We start from the raw sequence: 23380 nt of genomic DNA, 5'->3' as shown, positions 1-23380 counted from the left end.
CGCCTTGGGGAATGGTTAAAATGCGCGCCAGTTCAGATGACAGGGTGCACCCCACCCGTACCGTTCGCGGAGTCGCTGGGCCAACGCGCAGCGGTAGTTCAGTCGGTTAGAATACCGGCCTGTCACGCCGGGGGTCGCGGGTTCGAGTCCCGTCCGCTGCGCCACTATTCGATTAAAAAAGCGACCTTTGGGTCGCTTTTTTCGTTTCAGGCGCCGCTGTCGGAGTTACAGCTCGGTCTGCTTGCCGGTGAACTTGGTGACCGGCTTCTCGGTATCCTCACCCAGGCGCTCGGCGAACACCTTAAGGGCGCCGATGAGTGGCGTAAGCGAAGCCCAGAGTTTGTCGTCGTGTAGCATCTTGTATGCGCCGGTGATGCCAGGCGCATCCTCACGCTTGTTCTGTGGTGCGTGTCGGCTCAGCTCTGTCATGGCATCCTTCAGCCCGAACACCACCTTGTAGAATTCCCCTGGCTCGATACGCGATAGCGCCATGAGCAGAATCGACAGGTTCTGAACCGCGTTGAGGGAGCCTTCCTGATTGAGTCCGTCGACCAGCACCTTGGTCACTTCGCTCTTGGATGACACCAGATCGTTGGCAAAGCGCAGAACGCCGCCTTCATGCAGGCTTTGCAGCAATCGCTCGAGCTCTTCGTGCGCGTCGGGACCGATGGGCGTGGGTTTGACGTCATAATCGATTGGTTCTGCCATCAGAATTTCTCCGGCTGAGGTGCGTGAACGGGCGGTTCCACGTAGTCCGGTTGCATCCATTTCACTTCCACGGGTACGCCTTCGTTCGGTGTGCGCCTGCCGTTGCGGAAGTTGTGAGCCGGCAGCGGCGACGGCCCCCGCTCGCGGGGCAACACTTCGAGCTTGACCGCCGTTTCCTTGTAAGCCGGCGTGTTCACGTCCGGGTCATGGTGTTCGCCAGTCAGGAGGTTGAGCCCCGGCTTGCCCTGGTGAATCGGCATGAACAGCGTCTTGCCGCGTACCCGCTCGGTCACGAGGGCCTGGACGTCCACTGACCCTCTGCGCGAGGTCACGCGAACCCAGGTGCCGTCTTCGATTCCGTTTTCCTTGGCCAGCTCCGGGCTGACCTCGACGAACCAGTTGGGGGACAGAGGTAACACGCGATCGCCGCGTCCGGTTTGATTATCGCCCTGGAAATGTTCAAGCATACGCCCGTTGTCCAGCATCAGATCGTATTCGGCGTCCGGACCCTCGGCCGGCTCTTTCCATTCCAGCGGGAACAGCACGGCCTTGCCGTCCTCTGTATGGAACCCGTCGGTATAAAGCAGGGGCGTGTCGGTGCCATCTTCGCGGACCGGCCAGCACTGGGACTTCCAGCCTTCCAGCCGGTCGTAGCTGACGCCGCGGAACATGTCGGAGATTTGCGCGCATTCGGCCATGATTTCGGAGGGGTGTGTATAGCCCCAATCGTGACCCATTCGTTTGGCCAGATCGGTCAGAATCTCCCAGTCCGGGCGGCTGTCACCCAGTGGCGGCATGACCTGGTAGAAGCGCTGAATGCGGCGCTCGGTGTTGGTGAAGGTGCCTTCCTTTTCCACGCTGGGGCAGGCCGGCAGCACCACATCGGCGAACTGGGCGGTGCGGCTGAGGAAGATGTCCTGCACCACCATGAACTCCAGCCCGGTGAAGGAGCTGTGAACCCTGCGGCTGTTGGCGTCGGAGAAGGCGGTCTCTTCGCCGATGATGAACATCGCCTTGAGCTTGTCGGTGCCGGCATCCTGGACCATCAGGAAGTTGTCCGAGCCTACTTCGTCTGAAAGCTGCTCGGGCGGGACGCCCCAGGCTCTGGCCCACTTGGCTCTAACTGCCTCGTCGGTGACCTTTTCGTAGCCGGGATACATGTTCTTCAGGCAACCGAAGTCGCTGGCGCCCTGTACGTTGTTGTGACCCCGCATGGGATAGCCGCCGGTACCCGGCTTGCCATAGTTGCCAGTGACCAGCAGCAGATTGGACAGCGACGTGCTGGTGTCGGCGCCATGGCTGTGCTGCGTAATGCCCATGGCCCACAACAGGCAGACCGATTCAGCTGCGGCGATCATCTCCGCCGCGTCGATCAGTTGCTGCCTGGGGATGCCGGTCTTCTCGGCGGCGAAATCCATGGTGAACGGTGCAAGCGACTGGTGGAACTCCTCGACCTGATTGACCTTGGTTCGCAGGAACTCGGTATCAGCCAGGTCATTGTCGAGGATGTAGCGCGCCATCGCCGAGGCCCAGATCATGTCTGTGCTGGCGTTCGGCCGCAGGAAGATATCGGCACGCTCGGCCATCTCGTGCCCGCGCACGTCTGCAACGATCAGCTTCTGGCCGCGCAACTTGCGCGCCGCCTTGAGCTTGGAGGCGATGACGGGGTGATTCTCGGAAAGATTGCTGCCGACGATGACGATCAGGTCGGCCTTCTCCATGTCGGCGATGCTCCCGGCATCACCGCCGTAACCCACTGTGCGAAAGAGTCCCTTGGTTGCGGGGTTCTGGCAGTACCGGGAGGAATTGTCGACGCTGTTGGTGCCGATGATCAGGCGGGCGATCTTCTGCGTCAGATAGGCTTCTTCGTTGCTGGCCTTGCTCGAGCCGATGAACCCGATCTTTTCAGGCCCCTCGGTGTCGCGGATTTCCATGAATCGTCGCGCCACCAGATCCAGTGCTTCGTTCCAGCTCGCCTCGCGAAATTTGCCGTTCTCACGGATCAGCGGCGTCGTCAGACGCTTGGGGTCATTGACGAAATCCCAGGCAAACTTGCCCTTCACGCAGGTAGATATGCCGTTGGCCGGCGCATTTTCCACTGGTTGCACCTTGAGGATCTGTCGATCACGCGTCCACATCTCGAAGGAGCAGCCGACGCCGCAGTAAGTGCAAACGGTCTTGGTGCGCTTTACCTCCGGCTGCCGCCAGTGCTTGTCCATGACCGAAATCGCAGTGATCGGCTTGGCGCTGATCGTGCGTTCGACGGTCTTGACCATGTCGATCATCGGACGCTTCACCTCCTGGGGAATGGACGTGAAGGGGCCCGCATCGGGCTGCATGGTCTTTTCCATCAGCGCATTGCAGGGACACACGGTCACGCAATGCCCGCAACTCACGCAGCTTGATCCCTCGATGGTGTCGCCGCCATCCCACAGCACGCGCGGACGCTCCATGGTGAAGTCGATGCTCAGCGTTTCGTTCACCTCGACATTCTGGCAGGCCTCGACGCAGCGTCCGCAGAGGATGCACTGGTCGGGATCGTAGGTATAGAACGGGTTGGAATGGTCCTTCTCGTGCGGCGTGCGCTGGAATTCATAACGCTGAATCGGAATGTCCATGCTCACGACCGTGTCGTGAAGGGTGCAGTCGTTGTTGTTCTCGCAGACGGTGCAATACAGCTCATGCTTGGCGAGCAGACGGTCCATCCCTTCGCCGCGTGCGGTCTGCGCCTGGCCGGTGCTGGAGAGCGCCAGCCCCTCGGAGGTTTTCAAGGTGCAGCCGCGCTGCAGCTCGCCATCGACCAGCACCCAGCAGGTATCGCAGGTCTGCAACGGTCCCAGAGACGGGTGATAGCAGACATGCGGCAGATCGATGCCGTGTTCGCCGAGGAATTCGACCAGAGGCTGATCCGCTTTGCCGGTCAGTGTCTGTCCGTCGTAGATAATCGTGCAGTCTGTCGCTTTGCTCATCAGGGCACCTGTTATGGGGCCTGGTGCTCATCCGGCTTGGACCTTCCTGGCATCCTGCGCCTTCTTCGAAGCGCTCTGGCAACAGATGGTGAGGTCGCACCATCGCGAACGAACCACTGCTCCCGCCGGCGAACCGGCGTTGCCAAACGAGCGAACCCTGGCCATCTGGTCTAGGACGACGTTTTGGTGGTCTCGCTTTCGGATTGGGACTGGTATGGGAAAGATTCGTTCACGGCTACCGGACCGGTTTCCGCCTGCTGCCGGCTGCAGCGTCCCCGCGCAGCCTGAGCGCCTAGCGATGAGGGTGGCTGCGGCCGACATGGCTGCCGTCGGACTCCGACGGCGTCAGCGCACCAGTGGTTTTCAATTGCCCAAGGATTGCGCAGTGGTCGATGTCCTGCGAGCCGGCACATCGATCCCGTAGCTGAGCCAGCTGAGCCTGCAGTTGATGGAGGGCATCGATGCGTGTCTGCACATGGCGCATGTGCTCGTCGATCAGACTGTTCACCGAATCACAGCTCTCGCTCGGCTGGTCACGCAGGGACAGCAAGCGTCTGATCTCCTCCAGCGTCATGTCCAGAGAGCGGCAGTTGCGAATGAACGTCAGCCGCTCTACATGTTCGCGCCCGTAGATTCGATAGTTGTTCGCCAGGCGGGACGGGGCAGGGACCAACCCCTCACGCTCGTAGTAACGAATGGTTTCTACCGGGCACGCCGTGACGGCGGCCAACTCTCCGATCCTCATGACGCGACTCCTGACAGACTGTCCCGTTTCATGGTGACGACTGGCAGGCGTTGTGGCAAATCCGCTATCCGCAATGCACCGCCGAACCGCAATCTCCGTTGACGCCTTGTTACAAAACTTCTAACCTTGCGCCTGCTTCAGGTGCCCGCCAATGATTCGGTGGGTGAAACTGGGAAGCCGGTACGCTCGATGAGCAAACCCGGCGCTGCCCCCGCAACGGTATACAAGTGCCGCCAGCCATCTGGCCGGCAGCGATCGCTCAGACCACTGTGCCTCGGCATGGGAAGGTGCAATCGCCGAATCGACGATCCATGTGATGGATCATTCACTTGTGAGCCCGGAGACCGGCCTGACGCTTTCACAGCAGAGCGGCGGGCTTCTGCGGGTGTGCGGCTCGCGTGCCGTCTGCCAGCGTTGTTCGCCCCTGCATTACCAACAGCAGGGTCGTGCGGGTAGGCACGACGGAGCAGCCAGACACCAATGAATACTCTTCTTTCCGCCTCGGTCGCCGCGGCCATCTTCGCTATTTCCACGTCATCCGTAGCAAACCCCTATCGCCTCGACGATCAGGTGGTCACGGCCACCCGAACCACTCAGAGCACCACCCCCGGTATCGCCGCGACCAGTGTGATCGGCCGTTACGAAATCGAGCGTCTGCAGGCCAACAATGTGCCGGATCTTCTGCGCCGGGTACCCGGACTCAGCCTGACAAACACGGGCGGCGCGGGCAAGAATACGACGGTCAGCATTCGAGGCAGCAACAGCAACCACGTACTGGTACTGATCGACGGCGTGCGCACGGGATCGGCCACAACCGGTGATGCGGCCTGGCAGAACCTGCCGGTCGAGCTGATCGAACGCATCGAAGTTGTGCGAGGGCCGCGCTCCAGTCTGTACGGTTCGGAAGCGATCGGTGGCGTCATCCAGATATTCACCCGACGCGGTGAACAGGACGGCGTCACGCCCTATGCATCGATCACCGCCGGCAGCCACAACCATCACGCCGGCAGTGCGGGTGTGTCGGGCGGACAGGGCAGCGCCTGGTACAACCTTGGCGTCAGCAGCCTGGATACGCGTGGCATTGATGCGCGGCCGGGCTCACCTGCACCGGAGCCGGACCATGACGGGTATCGCGAATTGTCGGCCAGCCTCAACGGCGGCTATCGCTTCGACAGCGGTCTGGCGCTGGATGGCTATCTTACCGAAGTGCGCTCGCACAACGACTTCGATTCCGGCCGCCTCGCCAATGCCGATAACGTGCTCAAGACCTATGGAGCGCGAGCAGCCTTTGCTCCGCTCGAGCCCTGGCAGGTCACGTTGCAGGCAGGGCGCAGCGAGGACAAGCTCGATACCTTCAATGGCAGTGTGTTCAACACACGCATCGATACCCGTCGCGACAGCTTCGGTTGGCAGAACGACCTGCAGGTCGGCACGGATCAGTTGCTGACCCTCGGCTACGATTATCTCGAGGATTCGGTCAACGGCACCACGGACTTCCGTGAAGACAGCCGGGACAACCACGGCGTGTATGCCCAATACCTCGCCGACTTCGGCCGCCATAGCTGGCAACTAGGCGTACGCAGCGACGACAACCAGGAGCATGGCCGCCACAATACCGGCAGTATCGGCTATGGGTTTGCCGTCAACCGCGCCATTCAGGCGACCGCCAGCTATGGCACCGCCTACAAGGCGCCCACCTTCAACCAACTCTACCATCCCATCAACGGCAACCCCGGTATCACTGACGAGACCTCTCGCAACGTCGAGGTGGGCCTGAACGGGAATCATGGTTGGGGAGACTGGTCCGTCGCGGTGTTTCGCAACGAGATCGAAGACCTGATTGCCTACTTCAACCAGGGCGACGGGCTCCGCGCCTACAACATCGATCGTGCGGTGATCCGTGGCATCGAGTTTGATGTAGGCAGCCAGTGGCAGGGTTGGGACTGGCGCGGCAATCTCACCTTGCAGGACCCGGCCAATCGGTCCAACCGCGCGAATCAGGGTGATCTCCTGGCGCGCCGCGCCGAGCAGTTGTTCAATCTGGACGTAGACCGCCGCTTCGGCTCGATCGGCGTCGGAGCCAGCCTGCATACGGAAGGCCGTCGTTGGGACAATGCAGCGAACACCAACGAATTGTCTGGCTACAATACAGTCGATCTGCGCGCGCAGTACTGGTTCAGCCATGCCTGGCGCGTTCAGGTCAGCGTCACCAACCTGTTCGACAATGATTACGAAACCGCTCGCACCTATCAGCAGCCGGGGCGGGCAGGCTATCTCACCTTGCGCTACCAACCGATCTGAACAGTTGACTTATAACGACAGCAAAAAAGGGGAAACACATGCTCGAACTTTCAAAACGTAGCCAGATTGCGGTCGGCATTGCGCTGGTCCTGCTGATGGCAATGACACGCGGCAGCCATTTCAATCTGGTCGACCTGCCGAGCGCCTCATGGGCGGTGTTCTTCCTCGCTGGCGTGCTGCTGCGCCCGCGCTGGGTTTTCCCTGCGTTGTTCCTGCAGGCAACCTTCATGGATGTGATGAGCGTCGGCTGGACCAATGCCGGCCACCATTGCATGACCGTTGCCTACTGGATGCTGGTTCCGGCCTACGGTGCCCTCTGGTTCGGCGGTCGCCTCTACGCCCGCTGGCATCAGGATAGCGTCCGCAGCCTGTCGACGTTGGCAGCTGTCATGGCAGGCAGCGCGCTGGTGTGTCAGCTGTTCTCCAGCGGCGGGTTCTACTTCTTCTCGGGCCGGTACGCCGAGCCGACCTTCGTCGGCATGCTTGAACGCATCGCCGTCTACTACCCGCAGTACCTGTCGACCATGGCGTTTTACGTCGCTATCGCTGCGCTGTTGTACGCCGCATTCTACGCTGCCGCGCCGCTTCGTGGCGGGCAGGATCACCGCGTGTGAGCGACGCCGAGCGGGATGAACGTCACCGCCTGCGAATGCAGCGCAAGAAGGCGGTGATGGACGAGAAGATTGCCCAGGCGCAGGACGAGCACGGTCTGTTGCTGGTGCTGACGGGCAACGGCAAGGGCAAGAGCAGTTCTGCTTTCGGTATGGCCGCTCGCTCGCTCGGCCATGGTTACAAGGTGGGTATCGTCCAGTTCATCAAGGGTGCGCGGAGCACCGGCGAGGAGACGTTTTTCCGTCTTTTCCCTGACGAAGTCCGCTATCACGTGATGGGCGCCGGCTTTACCTGGGAAACCCAGGACCGCAAGGACGACATGGCCAAGGCTCAGGCTGCATGGGCTGTGGCCGTGGAGCTGATGAGCGATCCGGACATCGCCCTGGTGGTGCTGGATGAGCTGAACATTGCGCTGAAGTACCGTTATCTCGAGGTTGAGCAGGTGGTGAAGGACATCGGCTCTAGGCCGATGCATCAGCACGTGGTGGTGACCGGACGCGGCGCCCCGCCCGAGTTGATCGAAGCCGCTGACACGGTGACCGAGATGGGCGTGGTCAAGCACGCCTTCAAGGCGGGCATCAAGGCTCAGAAGGGAGTGGAGTTTTGACCGATCGCACATGCCCGGCGCTGCTTGTCGCGGCACCGGCTTCAGGGCAGGGCAAGACCACGGTTACCGCTGCGCTGGCCCGACTGCATGCCCGCGAAGGGCGTCGCGTGCGGGTCTTCAAGTGTGGCCCGGACTTTCTCGATCCGATGATCCTCAGGCGCGCCAGCGGCCAACCGGTCTATCAGCTTGACCTGTGGATGATTGGCGAGCAGGAAAGCCGGCGCATGCTCTGGGAAGCCGCGGGCGAGGCCGATCTGATTCTGATCGAAGGCGTGATGGGTCTGTTCGACGGCAACCCGTCGGCGGCGGATCTCGCTCGGCGGTTCGGCGTGCCGGTGATGGGCGTTATCGACGGGTCGGGCATGGCGCAGACCTTTGGTGCGATGGCTCATGGGCTGGCGCATTTCCAGCCAGACCTGCCGTTCTCCGGCGTGCTGGGCAACAAGGTGGGCAGCGCGCGTCACGGCGAGATCCTGCGCGACAGCCTCCCGGCGGGTATGCACTGGTACGGCGCACTCCCGCGCAGCGAAGACGTCACACTGCCCAGCCGGCATCTTGGCCTGGTGCAAGCCGATGAACTGGCCGATCTCGATGCCCGTCTGGATGCAGCAGCTGACGCCTTGCTGGCGAGTGCCGGTGCGACGCTGCCGGCAGCGGTAAGCTTTTCTGGCGAGCCGCGCGCACCCGAGGCGCGGGTGCTGGAGGGCGTGCGCATTGGGGTGGCACGCGACGCGGCATTCGCGTTTCTCTACCAGGCCAACCTGGATGTGCTTCAGTCCCTGGGCGCCGAGCTCACGTTTTTCTCTCCCCTGACGGACGTGGCGATGCCCGAGGTTGATAGCCTCTATCTGCCAGGTGGCTATCCCGAGCTGCATCTGGAAGCGCTGTCGGCGAATGCATCGATGCTGGGATCGATCCGTCAGCACCAACGCGCGGGCAAGCCGATCCTTGCCGAGTGCGGCGGCATGCTCTATCTGTCTGAGACGCTGACGGATGCAGAGGGCAGGACCGCGGAACTGGTCGGGCTGGTGCCGGGCCAGGTAACGATGCAAAAACGTCTGGCCGCGCTGGCGCTGCAGGAAGTCGATCTGCCAGAAGGCCGGCTGCGCGGGCACACCTTCCATCATTCGTCCATGCACTGCGAGCTCCCTTTCCTGGCGCGTGGCGAATGTCCGAACTACAAGCGCACGGCCGAAGCGGTGTATCGCATCGGTCGCCTGACGGCTTCCTACATTCATCTATATTTCCCCGGCAACCCGGCTGCGGTGGCGGCGCTGTTCAAGCCATGAGTAACCAGGCCTTTTCCGACGCCGAACGTGCGGCTGTTTACCGTGCCATCCGGGAGCGGCGTGATATGCGCCATTTCTGCGGCGGCGAGGTGGCGCCCGAGGTGCTGGCCCGACTGCTTCAGGCTGCCCACCATGCGCCGAGCGTCGGTTTGATGCAGCCCTGGCGGTTTCTTCGCATTTCCCAACTCGAGCGTCGCCGCATGATTCATGCGCTGGTCGAGGCCGAGCGTCGGCTGACCGCCGAGGCGCTGGGTGAACGGGGCGATGACTTCATGCAACTCAAGGTAGAAGGCATCCTCGACTGCGCAGAGTTGTTGATCGCCGCGCTTCCGGACGGGCGTGACAAGCATGTATTCGGTCGCCGCACGCTGCCGGAAATGGATCTGGCTTCACTTTCCTGCGCGATCCAGAACATGTGGCTGGCTGCACGTGCCGAAGGTCTGGGGATGGGCTGGGTGTCGTTGTTCGACCCTGCTGCGCTCGCAGAGCTGCTGAACATGCCATCCGACGCCAGGCCGGTTGCCGTGCTGTGTCTCGGACCGGTGGCCGAGTTCTACACGCGGCCCATGCTGGAGCAGGAGGGCTGGGCCCAACCCCGTCCTTTGGAAGAACTGGTGTTTACAGACAGTTGGGGGCAGCAATGAAGGGACCGCAGCGTATCGTCTGCCTGTCTACCGAAACCTGTGAAGTGCTCTATCGTCTGGGCGAAGACCGGCGCATAGCCGGCATTTCCGGCTTCACCGTGCACCCGCCTCAAGCCCGCCGGGAAAAGCCGAAGGTGTCCGCCTTTACCAGCGCGAAAACGGAGAAGATCCTGGAGCTCAAGCCGGACCTGGTGCTAGGTTACTGTGACCTCCAGGCGGGCATAGCCGCCGAACTGGCCCGGGAAGGGCTTGAAGTTCATCTGTTCAATCAGCGCGATATAGCCGGCATCCTGCGGATGATCGAAACCCTCGGCGCGCTGGTTGGCTGCACCGCGCGCGCGGCCGATCTGGTAGAGACCCTGAGCGCTCGGCTCGACCTGGCCCGTCAGCAGGCGGCCACCTTGTCGGCCAAGCCCCGCGTCTACTTCGAGGAATGGAACGACCCGCTCATCTCCGGCATTCGTTGGGTCAGCGAGTTGATCGATATCGCCGGTGGCGAAGACTGCTTTGCGGAGCTGAGCCATCACCCCCGAGCAAGACAGCGATACATCAACGATCCGCAGGAGGTGGTACGTCGTGCCCCGGATTTGATTATCGGTTCGTGGTGCGGCAAGCGGTTTCGTCCCGAACAACTGAGCGAGCGCGAGGGCTGGCAATCGATTCCCGCGATCCAGCATGGCCAGGTCCATGAGATCAAATCGCCGGACATCCTCCAGCCGGGCATATCGGCGTTGACGCTGGGCCTCGATCAGCTGCAGCTGCGGGTCCGTGAAGCTGCTCAGAGGATGAGTTGATGGCCCCCCTGATGCTCGGCGCTATCCTGCTGGATCAACTGTTCGGTGAGCCGCGTCGCTGGCATCCGCTGGTCGGCTTCGGCTGGTTGGCCTCGGCTATCGAGTTGCGTTTCAACCGCGGCCACCCCCGGCGCAAGCGGGGAATAGTGGGGTGGTCGCTGGCGGTGCTCCCACTTACCTTTGTGGCCTGGCTGCTGTCCAATCTGCCCGGTATCGGCTGGCTGGTCGAGATGGTGCTGCTGTATCTGGCGATCGGAATGCGCAGCCTCTCGGAACATGCCATGCCGATCGTCCGCGCCCTGGGTGCGGGCAACCTGGAGGCCGCTCGCGAGCGGGTGGGCCGTATCGTCAGCCGCAATACTCAGTCCCTTGATGAGGCCGGCGTCGCCCGCGCGACCACCGAGTCGGTACTGGAAAACGGCAGCGATGCCGTGTTCGCGGCGTTGTTCTGGTTCGCCATCTTCGGCGGTCCGGGCGCGGTGCTATATCGGCTGGCCAATACGCTGGACGCCATGTGGGGCTACCGTAACGAACGCTTTCTGCATTTCGGCTGGGCTGCCGCGAAAATCGATGATCTGCTCAACTACCTTCCGGCACGCCTGGTCGCGTTCACCTATGCCCTGTGTGGCAAGACGCGACTCGCCCTGACCTGCTGGGCCCAACAGGCGCCGCTTTGGGACAGCCCCAACGCCGGGCCGGTAATGGCTTCCGGCGCCGGGGCGCTGGGCGTGAGTCTGGGGGGCGCTGCCACGTACGACGGCGCGGTCCACCATCGTCCGCTGCTTGGCGCCGGCCCGGAACCGGCCGAGGTCGACATCCTGCATGCCCTGCGTCTGGTGCGCCGCAGCGTGATGCTCTGGGTGGTAGTCGCATTCATTATCTGGGGGCTGAGCCATGCTTGAGCATGGCGGGCGGTTGCGACGGGCCGCGCTGGAGTACGGTATTCCTACTGGGGACTGGCTCGATCTCTCTACCGGCCTGGCGCCCTACGCCTGGCCGCTTGCATCGGTTCCGCCGGATATGTGGCACCGGCTGCCCGAGGAGGGGGACGGACTGGAAGAGGCTGCCTGTGCCTATTACGGCGCGCGCTTCCTGCTGCCGGTAGCCGGTTCCCAGGCTGCCATCCAGTCTTTGCCGGGCCTGTTCCGGGGTTGTCGTGTGGGTATCGTCGAGCCCTGCTACGCCGAACACCGGCGCGCCTGGGAGATGGCGGGCTTTGCGCCAATATCGCTTGCTTCCGAAGCGGACGTGGATACTCGTCTGGAGCAGCTCGACGTGCTTGCGCTGGTCAATCCCAACAACCCGACCGGGCGGTTGTTCACGGTCGAACAGCTGCTCCACTGGCATGCAGCGCTGGCCCGGCGCGATGGCTGTCTGATCGTCGACGAAGCCTTTGTTGATACAACGCCTGAACACAGTCTGGCGAGCTACTCGCACCTGCAAGGCCTGATCGTCCTGCGTTCGCTCGGCAAGTTCTTCGGCCTCGGCGGGGCGCGGTTGGGTTTTGTACTGGCCGGCGAGTCGGTCCTGCTGCAGCTGGCAGAGACGCTCGGCCCGTGGACCGTCAGCGGACCCACTCGCCATGTCGGCCAGCGTGCGCTGGCGGACCGCTCGACACAGGACAGGTGGAGAAGTCGGCTCTTGGCAGACGGGGAGCGCCTGGCGGCGCTGCTGTGCGCTCGGGGCCTGAAACCTGCAGGAGGCTGCGCGTTGTTCCAGTGGATCGAACATCCCGACGCGCGCGCGCTGCAGGACTGCCTCGCTCGACAGGGCGTGCTCATTCGTCTGTTCCCGGAGCGCGCGGCAGTACGCATTGGCTTACCCGGCGATGAGTCCGGTTGGCGTCGCCTGGACACGGCGTTGCAAGCGTTTGCGGAGGTCAGCTGACATGTCGACCATCATGGTCCAGGGCACGACGTCGGATGCCGGCAAGAGCACGCTGGTTACCGCGCTGTGTCGCTGGCTGGTGCGCCAGGGGGTCAGCGTGGCGCCGTTCAAGCCGCAGAACATGGCGCTCAATTCGGCCGTCACGGTCGACGGCGGTGAGATCGGCCGCGCTCAGGCGGTCCAGGCCGAGGCCGCTGGCGTCGCGCCGCATACCGACATGAACCCGGTGCTGCTCAAGCCCAATACGGACACCGGCGCGCAGGTGATCATCCACGGGCACGCGGTCGGCTGCATGGACGCGCGTGCCTATCATGCCTACAAGCCGGAAGCGATGCGGGCAGTGTTGGCCTCCCACGAACGTCTTCGCCAGCGCTATCAGGTGGTCATGGTAGAGGGCGCAGGGTCACCGGCAGAGATCAACCTTCGTGAGGGCGATATCGCCAACATGGGCTTTGCTGAAGCGGTGGACTGTCCGGTGTTGCTGATCGCCGATATCGACAAGGGCGGGGTATTCGCCCATCTGGTCGGCACGCTGGAGCTGCTGTCGGCGAGCGAGCGCGCCCGGGTCCGTGGGTTCGTGATCAACCGCTTTCGCGGCGATGTCAGCCTGCTGCAACCGGGCATCGACTGGCTCGAGGCGCGGACCGGTATACCGGTGCTCGGCGTCTTGCCCTATCTTCACGACCTTCATCTCGAAGCAGAAGATGCGGTCAATGCCAGCCAGCCATGCAAACCTGCAGTTGCGCTAAAGGTCGTGGTGCCGGTGCTGCCGCGCATCAGCAACCACACCGATTTCGATCCGCTGCGCCTGCATCCACAGGTGGACCTGACGCTCGTTCGTTCGGGCGAGCCGATCCCACCCTCGGACCTGATCATTCTGCCCGGATCCAAGAGCGTGCGGTCGGATCTCGCGTTCCTGCGCCGGGAGGGCTGGGAGCAGGCCATAGCTCGGCATCTTCGCTACGGCGGCCGCCTGCTGGGCATCTGTGGCGGACTGCAGATGCTTGGCCGTCGCGTCTGCGATCCGCTGGGGCTCGAGGGGCCGCCGGGGGATTCCGCCGGGTTCGGCCTGCTGGATTTTTCGACCACATTGCAACCGGAGAAGCGACTGGCCAACGTCTCGGGACGGCTGGCACTGCATGGCGCTGCGGTGCGCGGTTACGAGATCCATGCCGGGGTCAGCGCCGGCCCGGCGCTCGGTCACCCACTGCTGCGACTCGATGACGGGACGCCGGATGGTGTTCTGAGCAGCGACGGCCAGATCGCCGGCACCTATCTGCATGGACTGTTCGAAGGGGCCGAGGCAAGCACCGCGCTGCTGACATGGGCCGGACTGAAGCAGGTTGAGCAGCACGATTACGCAGCCCTGCGCGCCCGCGACATTGATCGCCTTGCCGACTTGATAGAGGGGTATCTTGATCTGCGCAAGTTGCGTGAGCTAATTGGTGTAACCCTATGATTGAATTGATATTGGGCGGCGCTCGTTCCGGCAAGAGCCGCCTCGCTGAGCAGACTGCCGACGCGTCGGGTCTGGCGGTCACCTATGTTGCCACCAGCCAGCCGCTGGACACTGCGATGGCCGAGCGGATAGCCCATCATCGCGATCGACGTCCCGCGCACTGGGCGCTGATCGAGGAGCCTGTCGCGCTGGCCGAGGCTCTGCTTCGATCTGCGCGGGACGATCGCTGCATTCTGATCGACTGCCTGACACTGTGGTTGACCAACCTGCTCCTGCATGATGATCCGCAACGCTTGGCCATCGAGCGCGCTGCGCTGGTTGATGTGCTGCCCACGCTGCCGGGCCATATCATCATGGTGAGTAATGAGACCGGTCTCGGAGTGGTGCCGCTGGGGGAGCTGTCCCGCCGCTATGTCGATGAGGCCGGTATGCTGCACCAGACCCTCGCGGGCCTGAGCGACCGAGTTACCTTCTGCGTGGCCGGTCTGCCAATGATCCTCAAAGGGGAGCGCAGATGACCTGCTCATGGTGGGAAGGTGCGGCGGCAGTGCCTGACGAAGAACGCCAGCTCCACGCCACTGCGCGACAGACGGAGCTGACCAAGCCGCCAGGGTCGCTGGGGCGGCTGGAAGAGGTCGCCATCACTCTGGCTGCGCTGCAGGGTCGCGAGCGACCTGACGCCGAGCGCCTTGCCATTCATATCTTCGCCGCTGACCATGGGGTGGTCGCTGAGGGCGTTTCGGCATTTCCGCAGGCCGTGACCGGACAGATGCTGGCGAACTTCGCCAATGGCGGTGCGGCGATCAACGTGCTGGCTCGCTGTCTGAATGCACACCTGCGCGTGTTCGATCTGGGGCTTGCCGCGCCGGTCGAGCCGCTCGCAGGTGTCAGTCAATTGAACATTGCTCCGGGCTCGACGAATTTCTGCAGCGCCCCGGCGATGACCGACGCGCACTGCAATCAGGCACTGGAAGCGGGCCGTGACGCACTCGACGCGGCAGTAGCTGATGGTCTGGATATCTACATCGCCGGCGAAATGGGCATTGGCAATACCACTAGCGCATGCGCGCTGGCCAGCGCGCTGCTCACGCTTGCGCCCCGCGATCTGGTCGGGCCGGGCACTGGACTGGATGCCCGCGGCGTGGAGCGCAAGCTGGCCGTCATCGAGCGGGGCCTGGCCCTGCACAAGCAGAGAACGGATGCACCGTTCGACGCCCTGGCCTGCCTCGGCGGACTGGAAATCGCCGCGCTGACAGGCGCCTATGTGCGCGCCGCCCAGCGCGGCGTACCGGTACTGGTCGATGGCTATATCTGTTCGGTTGCAGCGCTCTGCGCCGTGCGACTGAACGCGACGGTCCGACCGTGGCTGCTGTTTGGCCACCGCAGCGCCGAACCGGGTCATCGCCACGTGCTTGAGGCTCTCGCGGCAAAGCCTCTGCTCGATATAGACATGCGCCTGGGCGAGGCCAGCGGGGCGGCGGCTGCCGTGCCTCTGCTGCGACTGGCGTGCGCCCTGCACAACGACATGGCCACCTTTGCCGAGGCGGCGATATCGAGCGGGTCGCCCGCGTGATCCTCGAGCTGCTGCGCCATGGGGAGACCGAGCGGGGTGGAGGCTTTCGCGGCAGCGTCGATGACCCGTTGACGTCCGCTGGCTGGGCACAGATGCGCGCCGCAGTCGATGGTCTGAACGGTTGGGACGCCGTTGTGTCTTCTCCACTGCAACGGTGTGCCGCCTTTGCAGCCGAACTGGCAGACTCGCGTGGGGTCGCAGTGGATATTCGCCCGGACTTGCGCGAGCTGCACTTCGGCTTGTGGGAGGGCAGACATCCGGCCGACCTGATGCTCGATCAGGCCGATGAGCTCGGCCAGTTCTGGAATGATCCGTACGCTTACACGCCGCCGCAGGCCGAGCTTGTCGCTGCGTTCCGCCAGCGGGTCATCGCTGAGCTGGCCTCGCTGGCCCTGCGCTATGCCGGTCAGCGATTGCTGGTCGTCACCCATGCCGGGGTCATGCGTCTGCTGCTGGCTCGGGCTCGCGAACTGGCCGATCGTGATCTGTTGCAAGTGCAGGTAGGCTACGCAGAGCTGGTCCGCCTGCACCGGTACGAAGACGGCACCCTGAAAGAGGAAAAAGCATGACCCCGCTGATGATCGCCCTGCAGTTTCTCACCGCCATTCCTATTCGTCTGTCGCGGTCGCCGAAGGCAGAGGAATCCGGTGCCTCACTGCTGTGGTATCCGGTAGTGGGTTTCCTCGTCGGTCTGTTGCTGCTGCTTGTCCAGTGGTCCGTCGCCGGGTTGCCGATCCTGCTCCAGGCGGCGCTGGTGCTGGCATTCTGGGTGGCGTTGACCGGTGGCCTGCATCTCGACGGACTCGCGGATACGGTAGATGCCTGGGTAGGCGGTCACGGCGACCGTGAGAAGACCCTGGCGATCATGAAGGATCCGGCCAGCGGGCCGATGGGCGTCCTTGCGCTGGTGCTGGTACTGCTCATCAAGTTCGCCGCACTGGTGACGGTCATCGAGATGAATCTGTGGTGGGCCTTGCTGATCGCGCCCTGGATAGGCCGCTGGCTGCTGCCGGCATTGCTTCTGACCACCCAGTACGTTCGCCCTGGCGGCCTGGGACAGGTCTTGAGCGAGCACATCCCGCGTATCTGGCTTCCAGCTGTACTGTTCGTTCACGGCTTTGCAATGATGGTCATCGGTGGATTCGGCTGGCTGCTGGCGGTATTGCTGCTGGGGGCCGTGTGGCGCGCGCTGATCAAGCGCCGAGTGGGCGGAACGACCGGTGACACCGCCGGTGCGCTGGTCGAGCTTGGCGAAGCGCTGGCACTGGTCGGCCTGGTGTGGGCGAATGGACCGTTCGTCTCTTGAGTGAACTTTCCCAAACGCGCTTCATCTGATTGTAATGTAAGGACAATAGCGTCGAGTCGAGGCCCTGTTTGGCCTCGCTCATACAATCAGGAGAACGCGCATGAATGATTACGTAGAAGAACTCATCGAGCAGCATGCTCAGGAATGGGACCAGGAAGTCGAAGACGCGGAAGAGATGTAACGCTTCCGCTCCGCTGCTGCGCTGCTTCCCCGGAAATCGGCAGTCGACAGTGTCCTAGCCTTCCCTGGTGATTGCCTCACTGCGCAATCGCCGAAAATCCCGTCTATAACCCCCCGGAGCCTGTCCGGTCCAGCGCCGAAACGCGCGCTGAAAAGCCGCCGGCGACGAGAATCCCAACAGGAACGCTACCTCTCCCAGCGCCATGTCCGTGTCGCGGATGTAACTCAGCGCCAGATCCCGACGGGTCTCGTCGACAATATCCTGAAAGCGAACATTGTCTTCCGAGAGCAGCCGTCTGCGTAATGTCCACGATGGTTGGCCGAGTTGCCGGGCTACCTCGCTGAGGGTGGGCAGGCGGCGATGCAGCTCCGGCGAAACAATATCAGCCACTCGGTCGCGCAGCCGTCGTACCCGGCTCAGCCGGTCGTGCCGCGCCTGACACACCGCGAGGAGCTCGGCATGCGTCGCCGGCGCAGCCTGCACCAGCGGTAGCTGGAGGCTGGCGGGCTCGAATATCAGCTGGTTGTCGGACTGCCCGAACAGCACCGGGCAGTCGAAAAAGTCGGGGTAGTCTGACGCGTACGCCGGCTCGGGGAACTCGATGTGCACTTCACGCAGCCGCGCCCGCCCACCGGTGAGATGCCGGGCGATGGTCGCCCGCGAGCACAGCGCTGAATCGACCACGAACAGGTTGTACTGGTTGTAGGGGCTGATGGAGTAGAAGCGCAGTGCTGGCGCAGTGAAGCTGGAATGACCGCGGTAGTTCTGGCTGGTCAGCCGTTCATAGCGTACCAGTGTTCGAAATGCCTCCCCGAGCGTAGGCGCGCATGCAGCGGTTATTCCGGGCAATCCGAGATGGCTGGCGTGACTATGGCGTCCCATCAGCAAACCGATCGCCGGCTCACCGCTCAACTGAATCGCTGCATTGCCCAGTCGCATGAACCGGGGAATGCTGATGCGTGCTTCCCCGGTGCTCAGCAGGGCATCGTCGATCTCAAACCGCTGGAATAGGGCAGCACTGTCATGGCCAAGGGCACCCAGCGCCGTGCGCAGGCTGTAGAGATAGCCAACAGAAATATCGCCAAGCTTCATCTGCGCTTCCGGGGAGAGGCTGAACAAGGTTGTAATTAGCGGCTATTTAACTGTCAGTCAGGGTGATTGAGCAAGCCGGCAAGCGGGCCTATCGTCTTGCTCCATGACCCGGGCGGCACGGACCGCCAGGCACCTGATGATGAGTCACTGGAGCGACACATGAGCGAACATAGCCTGTACCCGAATCTTCTTGCCCCGCTGGACCTGGGCTTCACCACCCTGAAGAACCGTACCCTGATGGGCTCCATGCACACGGGTCTGGAGGAGCGGGCGCACGGCTTCGAGCGCATGGCGGCGTATTTCGCCGAGCGAGCTCGAGGCGGCGTCGGCCTCATCGTCACCGGCGGTATCGGGCCGAACGACGAAGGTAGCGTCGCCCACGGCGCCGCGAAGATGACCACGCCGGAAGAGGCTGAGCAGCACAAGGTGGTCACCGCCGCGGTACACGAGGCGGGTGGCAAGATCTGCATGCAGATCCTCCATGCAGGGCGTTATGCCTACAGTCCCAAGCAGGTGTCGGCTAGCGCCGTGAAGGCGCCGATCAACCCGTTCACGCCGAAGGAGCTGGACGAAGCGGGTATCGAGAAGCAGATCGCTGACTTCGCCACGTGCGCCAGTCTGGCGCAGAGCGCCGGGTATGATGGTGTCGAGATCATGGGCTCGGAAGGCTACTTCATCAACCAGTTCCTGGTCGCCCACGTGAACAAGCGCACCGATCGCTGGGGCGGGAGCTATGAGAACCGCATGCGGCTGCCGGTCGAGATCGTGCGCCGGGTGCGAGAAGCTGTTGGGCCGAATTTCATCATCATCTACCGTCTATCCATGCTTGACCTGATCGAGGGCGGCAGCACCTGGGATGAGGTGGTCCTGCTTGCCAAGGCTGTCGAGCAGGCCGGCGCTACCCTGATCAACACCGGAATAGGTTGGCACGAAGCGCGAATTCCGACCATCGCGACCAAGGTGCCGCGCGCGGCATTCACTCGCGTCACCGCCAAGCTCAAGGGGGAGGTGACGATTCCGCTGGTCACTACCAACCGCATCAACACGCCAGAGGTCGCCGAGCGTGTGCTGGCTGACGGTGAAGCGGACATGGTCTCGATGGCACGTCCTTTCCTGGCCGATCCGGAATTCGTCAACAAGGCGGCCGAGGGTCGCGCTGACGAGATCAACACCTGCATCGGTTGCAACCAGGCCTGCCTGGACCACACCTTTGGCGGGAAATTGACCAGCTGCCTGGTCAACCCGCGCGCCTGCCATGAAACCGAGCTCAACTATATCCCCACCACCCAGGTGAAAAAGATCGCTGTGGTAGGGGCTGGTCCGGCCGGGCTGGCGGCGGCGACGGTTGCAGCCGAGCGGGGCCACGCGGTCACCCTGTTCGATTCGGCTGATGAGATCGGTGGGCAGTTCAACGTGGCCAAGCGCATACCCGGCAAGGAAGAGTTCTATGAAACGTTGCGCTATTTCGCCCGCATGATCGAAAAGCATGGCGTGCAGCTGAATCTGGGCCGCCGGGTGACAGCCGCTGATCTTACCGGTTTCGACGAAGTCATACTGGCCACTGGCATCAAGCCGCGTACGCCGGAGATTCCCGGAATTGATCACCCCAAGGTGATCGGCTACCTGGACGCCATTCTGGGGCGCAAGCCTGTGGGGCAGAAGGTCGCGGTGATTGGGGCAGGGGGCATCGGCTTTGACGTGTCGGAGCTGCTGACGCACCAGGGGGATCACCCCAGTCTGGATGCCGATCTGTTCTGGAAGGAGTGGGGCATCGACCCCGCTCTGGAAGCGCGCGGCGGCATTGCAGGCGTCCAGGCGCAGCCGCACGCTCCGGCGCGCGAGGTCTATCTGATGCAACGCAAGGCTACCAAGGTGGGCGATGGCCTGGGCAAGACCACCGGGTGGATTCATCGTACCGGATTGAAGAACAAGCAGGTGAAGATGCTCAATGCGGTCCAGTATCTGGGGATCGACGACGCCGGACTTCGTGTTCGGCTGGGCGAGTCGCCCGAGCCTCAGGTGCTGAATGTCGATACCATCGTGATCTGCGCCGGCCAGGATCCGCTGCGTGAACTGGAGAGCGGGCTTCGTGAGGCGGGCAAGCCGGTGCACCTGATAGGGGGAGCTGACGTGGCGGCCGAACTCGATGCCAAGCGCGCCATCGATCAGGGTTGTCGCCTTGCTGCGGCCATCTGACGGCTGGGGTGTTCCCTTCGCATAGCGCGGCCACGCGGCCATCCACCTGATCTGACCGGCGTGTCGTAGGAAGTCGGCTTGCGGGCAGTCCACTCACGGGCGCCTGCAGGCCGCACGAGCGGGGGGCTGTGCCAAATCCGTCACATCGCCAGATGGCCTTTTGGCCTACACTTGCGCGACCTGCGTGCATTTGTCCGAAAATTTGCACAAAGTGGACATTCCTGGGCAATACTGGCCGACAGCATCGCAAGAAGGACTTGGCGGAGAACACATGAACACGGCAACCAAACCATTGCTGACTGAAGCGGTGATGTTTTTTTCCGAGCGCGGGATTTGCAAGGAGATGCTGTATCCCGAGTTCGAAGCGCTGCTCGACGGGCTGATGGGTACGCCCGATTTCGCAGACGAAACCATGGAAGCGGTCTTCCTCCAGATCAACAATCGTCTGCAGATCCGTGCAGCGGTGTTCTTCACCCTCGATTTCGATGACGACGGCTTCGTCAACCGGCTGTGGAATCTCCCGCTGCGCAGCATTGCCGAGAAGGCCGGCCGTGGGCCGGACATGGGCGGCGGACCAATCCGTCTGGTCTGTCTCGGCTTTACCAATCAGACGCAGTACAAGCCACACCTGTGGAAGCCGGGCCAGAGGAATGGCCGCTCCGATCTGGCCTGGCTGAAGGACGCGGTACGCCGCAACGCGCTGGGTATCGTGGGCGAAGACGAGGAGGCGCGGGCGCTTCTGGCCTCGGAACGCCTGCAGGTGGCTGCTGAAGATGCCTGGTACGGTGGCGGCAATTCGATCGAGCCCTCTGCTTCGACACCCGCCCCGGAGCCGGAATTAACCGAGCCTGCCGCCCCCGAGGCGCCGGCGGATAACGCGCAGGAGCGGGAACAGGAGCGGGAAGATTTTCAGCGCAAGCTGGCTCTGTACACGCGGCAGATCCAGTCCCTGCAGGAACAGCTGCGCGCTATGCAGTCAGCTCATCAGGTCGAGCTTGAGCGGCTGCGGGAAGAGCATGCCGACCACCAGAAAGTGGCACAGGGCGAGCTGATGGACGTGAAGCAGGAGCTCGCCGCCCAGCAAAAGGCGAATGCAGCGCTCAAGCGGGATCTGGGCCGACTGCAGAACCGCACCTCGGTGGAATAATCGGGTCGGGCCAGCCGTCAGGCATAACCAGCAATCTTGGCGCGTCGCAGTAGTCGCGGCGCGACTCGTTTATCAACATAACCGGCGCACCTGGCCGCGAGAAAGGCTCTGCGGCGAGCGACCCGCTGAAATCGGCGGACATGGCCGGGGGCGCCAGCCAACGCTTGTGAGGCAGGGCGATCCAGCCTGAGGGCAATGCTTCCTCCAACGCTCTTCGATAACACCATTCATGACGCCACGCCGGAACCCCGGCCTGCTCCGCAGGTGCCATCTCCCTGCCAGCGGGGTAGAACAGGCAACCCTGCAGCCAGGCGCAGGAGCGATCGATCTGCGGCAGGCCGACCAGGCGGTCTGCATGCCGTGTAGCCAGCGGTAACTGATGGCTGGCAAGCCGGTCGACCTTTATGTCCAGGCGGTCTTTCGGATCCGGGCCCCACCAGGCGCTGTGGGCGCTGCACGGACCGCATGCATCGAGCTCAGGACGCCCAAGGTAGAACTTGATCGCCAGCTCGAAATGGATCACCGCGCCATCGGCGGCTTCGATTATCAGGTCCAGTTCGCCCAGGCTGCGGCGCTGGTGGCGTACCGGCACGTTATGTGCGATGACCCGGATGTCCGGCGCCAACTCCAGAAGCACCTGCCACAAACGTTCGTAATAGCGGCCCAGCCGGTAGTCAGTGGACTCGCCGAATTTCGCCGTCAATCGCACGGGATCGTCATCGAGCTGTCGGAGAGCGTGATGCAGTCGTTCGGGGTCGTCGCGCCACAGACTGCCGGCGAGCGGATCACGCACCGACATGCTGCCGTCGGCGAGCAGGGGTGGTGCTTCGGCGATCCAGGCCAGATCGCGACAGATCGGCTGCACTAAATGCGCTAACGGCATACCGGGCCTATTTGCCAGTACCGGGCTGGCTGCGGATAATCGGAGGGCTTCCCGGGCAGTGTCCTGCATGTCCGGAGTTCCGACAAGACGACAAGAGAGACAGGTATGGAGCAATTCCGCAACATCGGCTTGATCGGACGCCTCGGCAGCGGCCGCGTGGTCGACACGCTCAAGCGCCTGAAGCGGTTCCTGGTGGATAGCGGCCATAGCGTGATCCTCGAGGACTCGGTGGCGGACCTGCTGCCAGGGCACCAGCTGCAGGTGTGCTCGCGCAAAATGATGGGCGAGATTTGCGATCTGGTCATCGTCGTCGGCGGAGACGGGAGCCTGCTGGGCGCCGCGCGCGCGCTGTGCCGGTACAACGTGCCGGTACTCGGGGTGAACCGCGGCGGCCTGGGCTTTCTGACGGATATCTCCCCGGATGAACTCGAGAGCCGCGTGGGCGAAGTGCTCGCCGGCCAGTACCTGGTGGAGAACCGCTTCCTGCTGGATGCCTTTGTACGCCGCGGGGATGAGCAGCTGGGTACCAGCGAGGCGCTCAACGACGTGGTCCTGCACCCCGGCAAGTCGGCCCGCATGATTGAATTCGAGCTCTATGTCGACGGTCAGATCGTGTATAGCCAGAAGTCGGATGGACTGATCGTGGCGACCCCGACAGGATCCACTGCGTATGCACTGTCCGCGGGTGGGCCGATCATGCATCCAAAGCTCGATGCGGTGGTGCTGGTCCCGATGTTTCCGCACACGCTGTCCAGCCGGCCGATCGTGGTCGACGGCAACAGCGAGCTGAAGATCATCATCTCCAAGCAGAGCGGTATCTATCCGCAGGTCAGTTGCGACGGGCAGGTGCACATCGCATGTGCCCCGGGGGACAGCATCACCATTCGCAAGAAGCCGCAGAAGCTGCGGCTGCTGCATCCGCTGGATCATAATTTCTATGCGATTTGCCGGAGCAAGCTGGGCTGGGCGAGTCGACTCACGGAGTAA

General features: G+C 63.1%; 21 protein-coding genes, 1 tRNA gene and 1 riboswitch. Of the genes, 17 read left to right on the top strand and 5 right to left on the bottom strand.

Annotated elements, in window-relative coordinates; genetic code table 11:
• Nucleotides 1-87: 87 nt before the first annotated feature.
• Nucleotides 88-164 (top strand) — tRNA-Asp (locus tag KEM63_RS09760).
• A gap of 61 nt (nucleotides 165-225) precedes the next feature.
• Here the strand turns inward: KEM63_RS09760 and KEM63_RS09755 are convergent.
• The 3 genes from KEM63_RS09755 to cadR all read right to left on the bottom strand — a co-directional run bounded on the left by KEM63_RS09755 (nucleotide 226) and on the right by cadR (nucleotide 4422).
• Nucleotides 226-708, bottom strand: a complete 483-nt coding sequence (locus KEM63_RS09755) for a helical membrane plugin domain-containing protein (protein ID WP_223651153.1) — start codon at nucleotides 706-708, stop codon at nucleotides 226-228.
• Nucleotides 708-3677 carry a formate dehydrogenase subunit alpha gene (gene fdhF / locus KEM63_RS09750; RefSeq protein ID WP_223651151.1) on the bottom strand — a complete coding sequence of 990 codons (2970 nt, stop codon included), beginning with the start codon at nucleotides 3675-3677 and terminating at the stop codon, nucleotides 708-710. Before fdhF ends, KEM63_RS09755 begins: the two co-directional genes overlap by 1 nt.
• Nucleotides 3678-3969: 292 nt before the next feature.
• A complete protein-coding gene (gene cadR, locus KEM63_RS09745) occupies nucleotides 3970-4422 on the bottom strand; it encodes a Cd(II)/Pb(II)-responsive transcriptional regulator (protein ID WP_223651149.1) in 453 nt (150 codons plus the stop codon).
• A gap of 122 nt (nucleotides 4423-4544) precedes the next feature.
• Nucleotides 4545-4789, top strand: a riboswitch (cobalamin riboswitch).
• A gap of 113 nt (nucleotides 4790-4902) precedes the next feature.
• Here cadR and btuB point away from each other — a divergent pair.
• Genes btuB through KEM63_RS09680 form a run of 13 tightly spaced genes read left to right on the top strand, consistent with a single transcriptional unit; the run spans nucleotide 4903 to nucleotide 16894 of the window.
• Nucleotides 4903-6723, top strand: coding sequence for a TonB-dependent vitamin B12 receptor (btuB, locus tag KEM63_RS09740; RefSeq protein ID WP_223651147.1), 1821 nt, complete (start codon nucleotides 4903-4905; stop codon nucleotides 6721-6723).
• A 38-nt stretch (nucleotides 6724-6761) separates the two neighbouring features.
• The gene (locus tag KEM63_RS09735; RefSeq protein ID WP_223651146.1) at nucleotides 6762-7337 is read left to right on the top strand and encodes a hypothetical protein; all 576 of its coding nucleotides are present in this window, start codon (nucleotides 6762-6764) and stop codon (nucleotides 7335-7337) included.
• Nucleotides 7334-7942, top strand: coding sequence for a cob(I)yrinic acid a,c-diamide adenosyltransferase (gene cobO / locus KEM63_RS09730; RefSeq protein ID WP_223651144.1), 609 nt, complete (start codon nucleotides 7334-7336; stop codon nucleotides 7940-7942). The genes KEM63_RS09735 and cobO overlap by 4 nt, the downstream gene beginning before the upstream one ends.
• Nucleotides 7939-9231: a cobyrinic acid a,c-diamide synthase CobB gene (locus KEM63_RS09725; RefSeq protein WP_223651135.1), complete on the top strand. Its 1293-nt coding sequence runs from the start codon at nucleotides 7939-7941 to the stop codon at nucleotides 9229-9231. The genes cobO and KEM63_RS09725 overlap by 4 nt, the downstream gene beginning before the upstream one ends.
• Nucleotides 9228-9875 carry a 5,6-dimethylbenzimidazole synthase gene (gene bluB / locus KEM63_RS09720; RefSeq protein ID WP_223651133.1) on the top strand — a complete coding sequence of 216 codons (648 nt, stop codon included), beginning with the start codon at nucleotides 9228-9230 and terminating at the stop codon, nucleotides 9873-9875. The genes KEM63_RS09725 and bluB overlap by 4 nt, the downstream gene beginning before the upstream one ends.
• Nucleotides 9872-10669: a cobalamin-binding protein gene (locus KEM63_RS09715; RefSeq protein WP_223651131.1), complete on the top strand. Its 798-nt coding sequence runs from the start codon at nucleotides 9872-9874 to the stop codon at nucleotides 10667-10669. The genes bluB and KEM63_RS09715 overlap by 4 nt, the downstream gene beginning before the upstream one ends.
• A complete protein-coding gene (gene cbiB / locus KEM63_RS09710; RefSeq protein ID WP_423747787.1) occupies nucleotides 10666-11571 on the top strand; it encodes an adenosylcobinamide-phosphate synthase CbiB in 906 nt (301 codons plus the stop codon). The genes KEM63_RS09715 and cbiB overlap by 4 nt, the downstream gene beginning before the upstream one ends.
• Nucleotides 11564-12556: a threonine-phosphate decarboxylase CobD gene (cobD, locus tag KEM63_RS09705; RefSeq protein WP_223651127.1), complete on the top strand. Its 993-nt coding sequence runs from the start codon at nucleotides 11564-11566 to the stop codon at nucleotides 12554-12556. The genes cbiB and cobD overlap by 8 nt, the downstream gene beginning before the upstream one ends.
• A gap of 1 nt (nucleotide 12557) precedes the next feature.
• Nucleotides 12558-14015 carry a cobyric acid synthase gene (locus tag KEM63_RS09700; RefSeq protein WP_223651125.1) on the top strand — a complete coding sequence of 486 codons (1458 nt, stop codon included), beginning with the start codon at nucleotides 12558-12560 and terminating at the stop codon, nucleotides 14013-14015.
• The gene (gene cobU / locus KEM63_RS09695; RefSeq protein WP_223651123.1) at nucleotides 14012-14533 is read left to right on the top strand and encodes a bifunctional adenosylcobinamide kinase/adenosylcobinamide-phosphate guanylyltransferase; all 522 of its coding nucleotides are present in this window, start codon (nucleotides 14012-14014) and stop codon (nucleotides 14531-14533) included. The genes KEM63_RS09700 and cobU overlap by 4 nt, the downstream gene beginning before the upstream one ends.
• On the top strand, nucleotides 14530-15588 hold the full coding sequence (gene cobT / locus KEM63_RS09690) for a nicotinate-nucleotide--dimethylbenzimidazole phosphoribosyltransferase (protein ID WP_223651121.1): 1059 nt from the start codon (nucleotides 14530-14532) through the stop codon (nucleotides 15586-15588). Before cobU ends, cobT begins: the two co-directional genes overlap by 4 nt.
• Nucleotides 15585-16157, top strand: coding sequence for a histidine phosphatase family protein (locus KEM63_RS09685; protein ID WP_223651120.1), 573 nt, complete (start codon nucleotides 15585-15587; stop codon nucleotides 16155-16157). The genes cobT and KEM63_RS09685 overlap by 4 nt, the downstream gene beginning before the upstream one ends.
• On the top strand, nucleotides 16154-16894 hold the full coding sequence (locus KEM63_RS09680; protein WP_223651118.1) for an adenosylcobinamide-GDP ribazoletransferase: 741 nt from the start codon (nucleotides 16154-16156) through the stop codon (nucleotides 16892-16894). Before KEM63_RS09685 ends, KEM63_RS09680 begins: the two co-directional genes overlap by 4 nt.
• A 235-nt stretch (nucleotides 16895-17129) precedes the next feature.
• On the opposite strand, the gene KEM63_RS09675 is transcribed toward KEM63_RS09680, so the two are convergent.
• Entirely contained in the window at nucleotides 17130-18167 is a 1038-nt protein-coding gene (locus KEM63_RS09675; RefSeq protein ID WP_223651116.1) for an AraC family transcriptional regulator, read from the bottom strand.
• Nucleotides 18168-18326: 159 nt separating this feature from the next.
• Here KEM63_RS09675 and KEM63_RS09670 point away from each other — a divergent pair, with 159 nt between their 5' ends.
• Complete coding sequence (locus KEM63_RS09670) at nucleotides 18327-20363, top strand: NADPH-dependent 2,4-dienoyl-CoA reductase (protein WP_223651114.1); 2037 nt, start codon at nucleotides 18327-18329, stop codon at nucleotides 20361-20363.
• Nucleotides 20364-20634: 271 nt separating this feature from the next.
• The gene (locus KEM63_RS09665) at nucleotides 20635-21510 is read left to right on the top strand and encodes a hypothetical protein (RefSeq protein ID WP_223651113.1); all 876 of its coding nucleotides are present in this window, start codon (nucleotides 20635-20637) and stop codon (nucleotides 21508-21510) included.
• Here KEM63_RS09665 and KEM63_RS09660 read toward each other — a convergent pair.
• The gene (locus tag KEM63_RS09660) at nucleotides 21464-22393 is read right to left on the bottom strand and encodes a DUF1853 family protein (protein ID WP_223651111.1); all 930 of its coding nucleotides are present in this window, start codon (nucleotides 22391-22393) and stop codon (nucleotides 21464-21466) included. The genes KEM63_RS09665 and KEM63_RS09660 overlap by 47 nt on opposite strands.
• Nucleotides 22394-22498: 105 nt before the next feature.
• Here KEM63_RS09660 and KEM63_RS09655 point away from each other — a divergent pair, with 105 nt between their 5' ends.
• Nucleotides 22499-23380 (top strand): NAD(+) kinase, encoded by an 882-nt coding sequence (locus KEM63_RS09655; RefSeq protein ID WP_223651109.1) that lies wholly within the window; start codon nucleotides 22499-22501, stop codon nucleotides 23378-23380.

Source organism: Halopseudomonas nanhaiensis, from assembly GCF_020025155.1.
Taxonomy (GTDB): Bacteria; Pseudomonadota; Gammaproteobacteria; order Pseudomonadales; family Pseudomonadaceae; genus Halopseudomonas; species Halopseudomonas nanhaiensis.
Note: the sequence above shows the minus strand (reverse complement) of the source record. Positions and strands in the feature narration are given on the sequence as shown.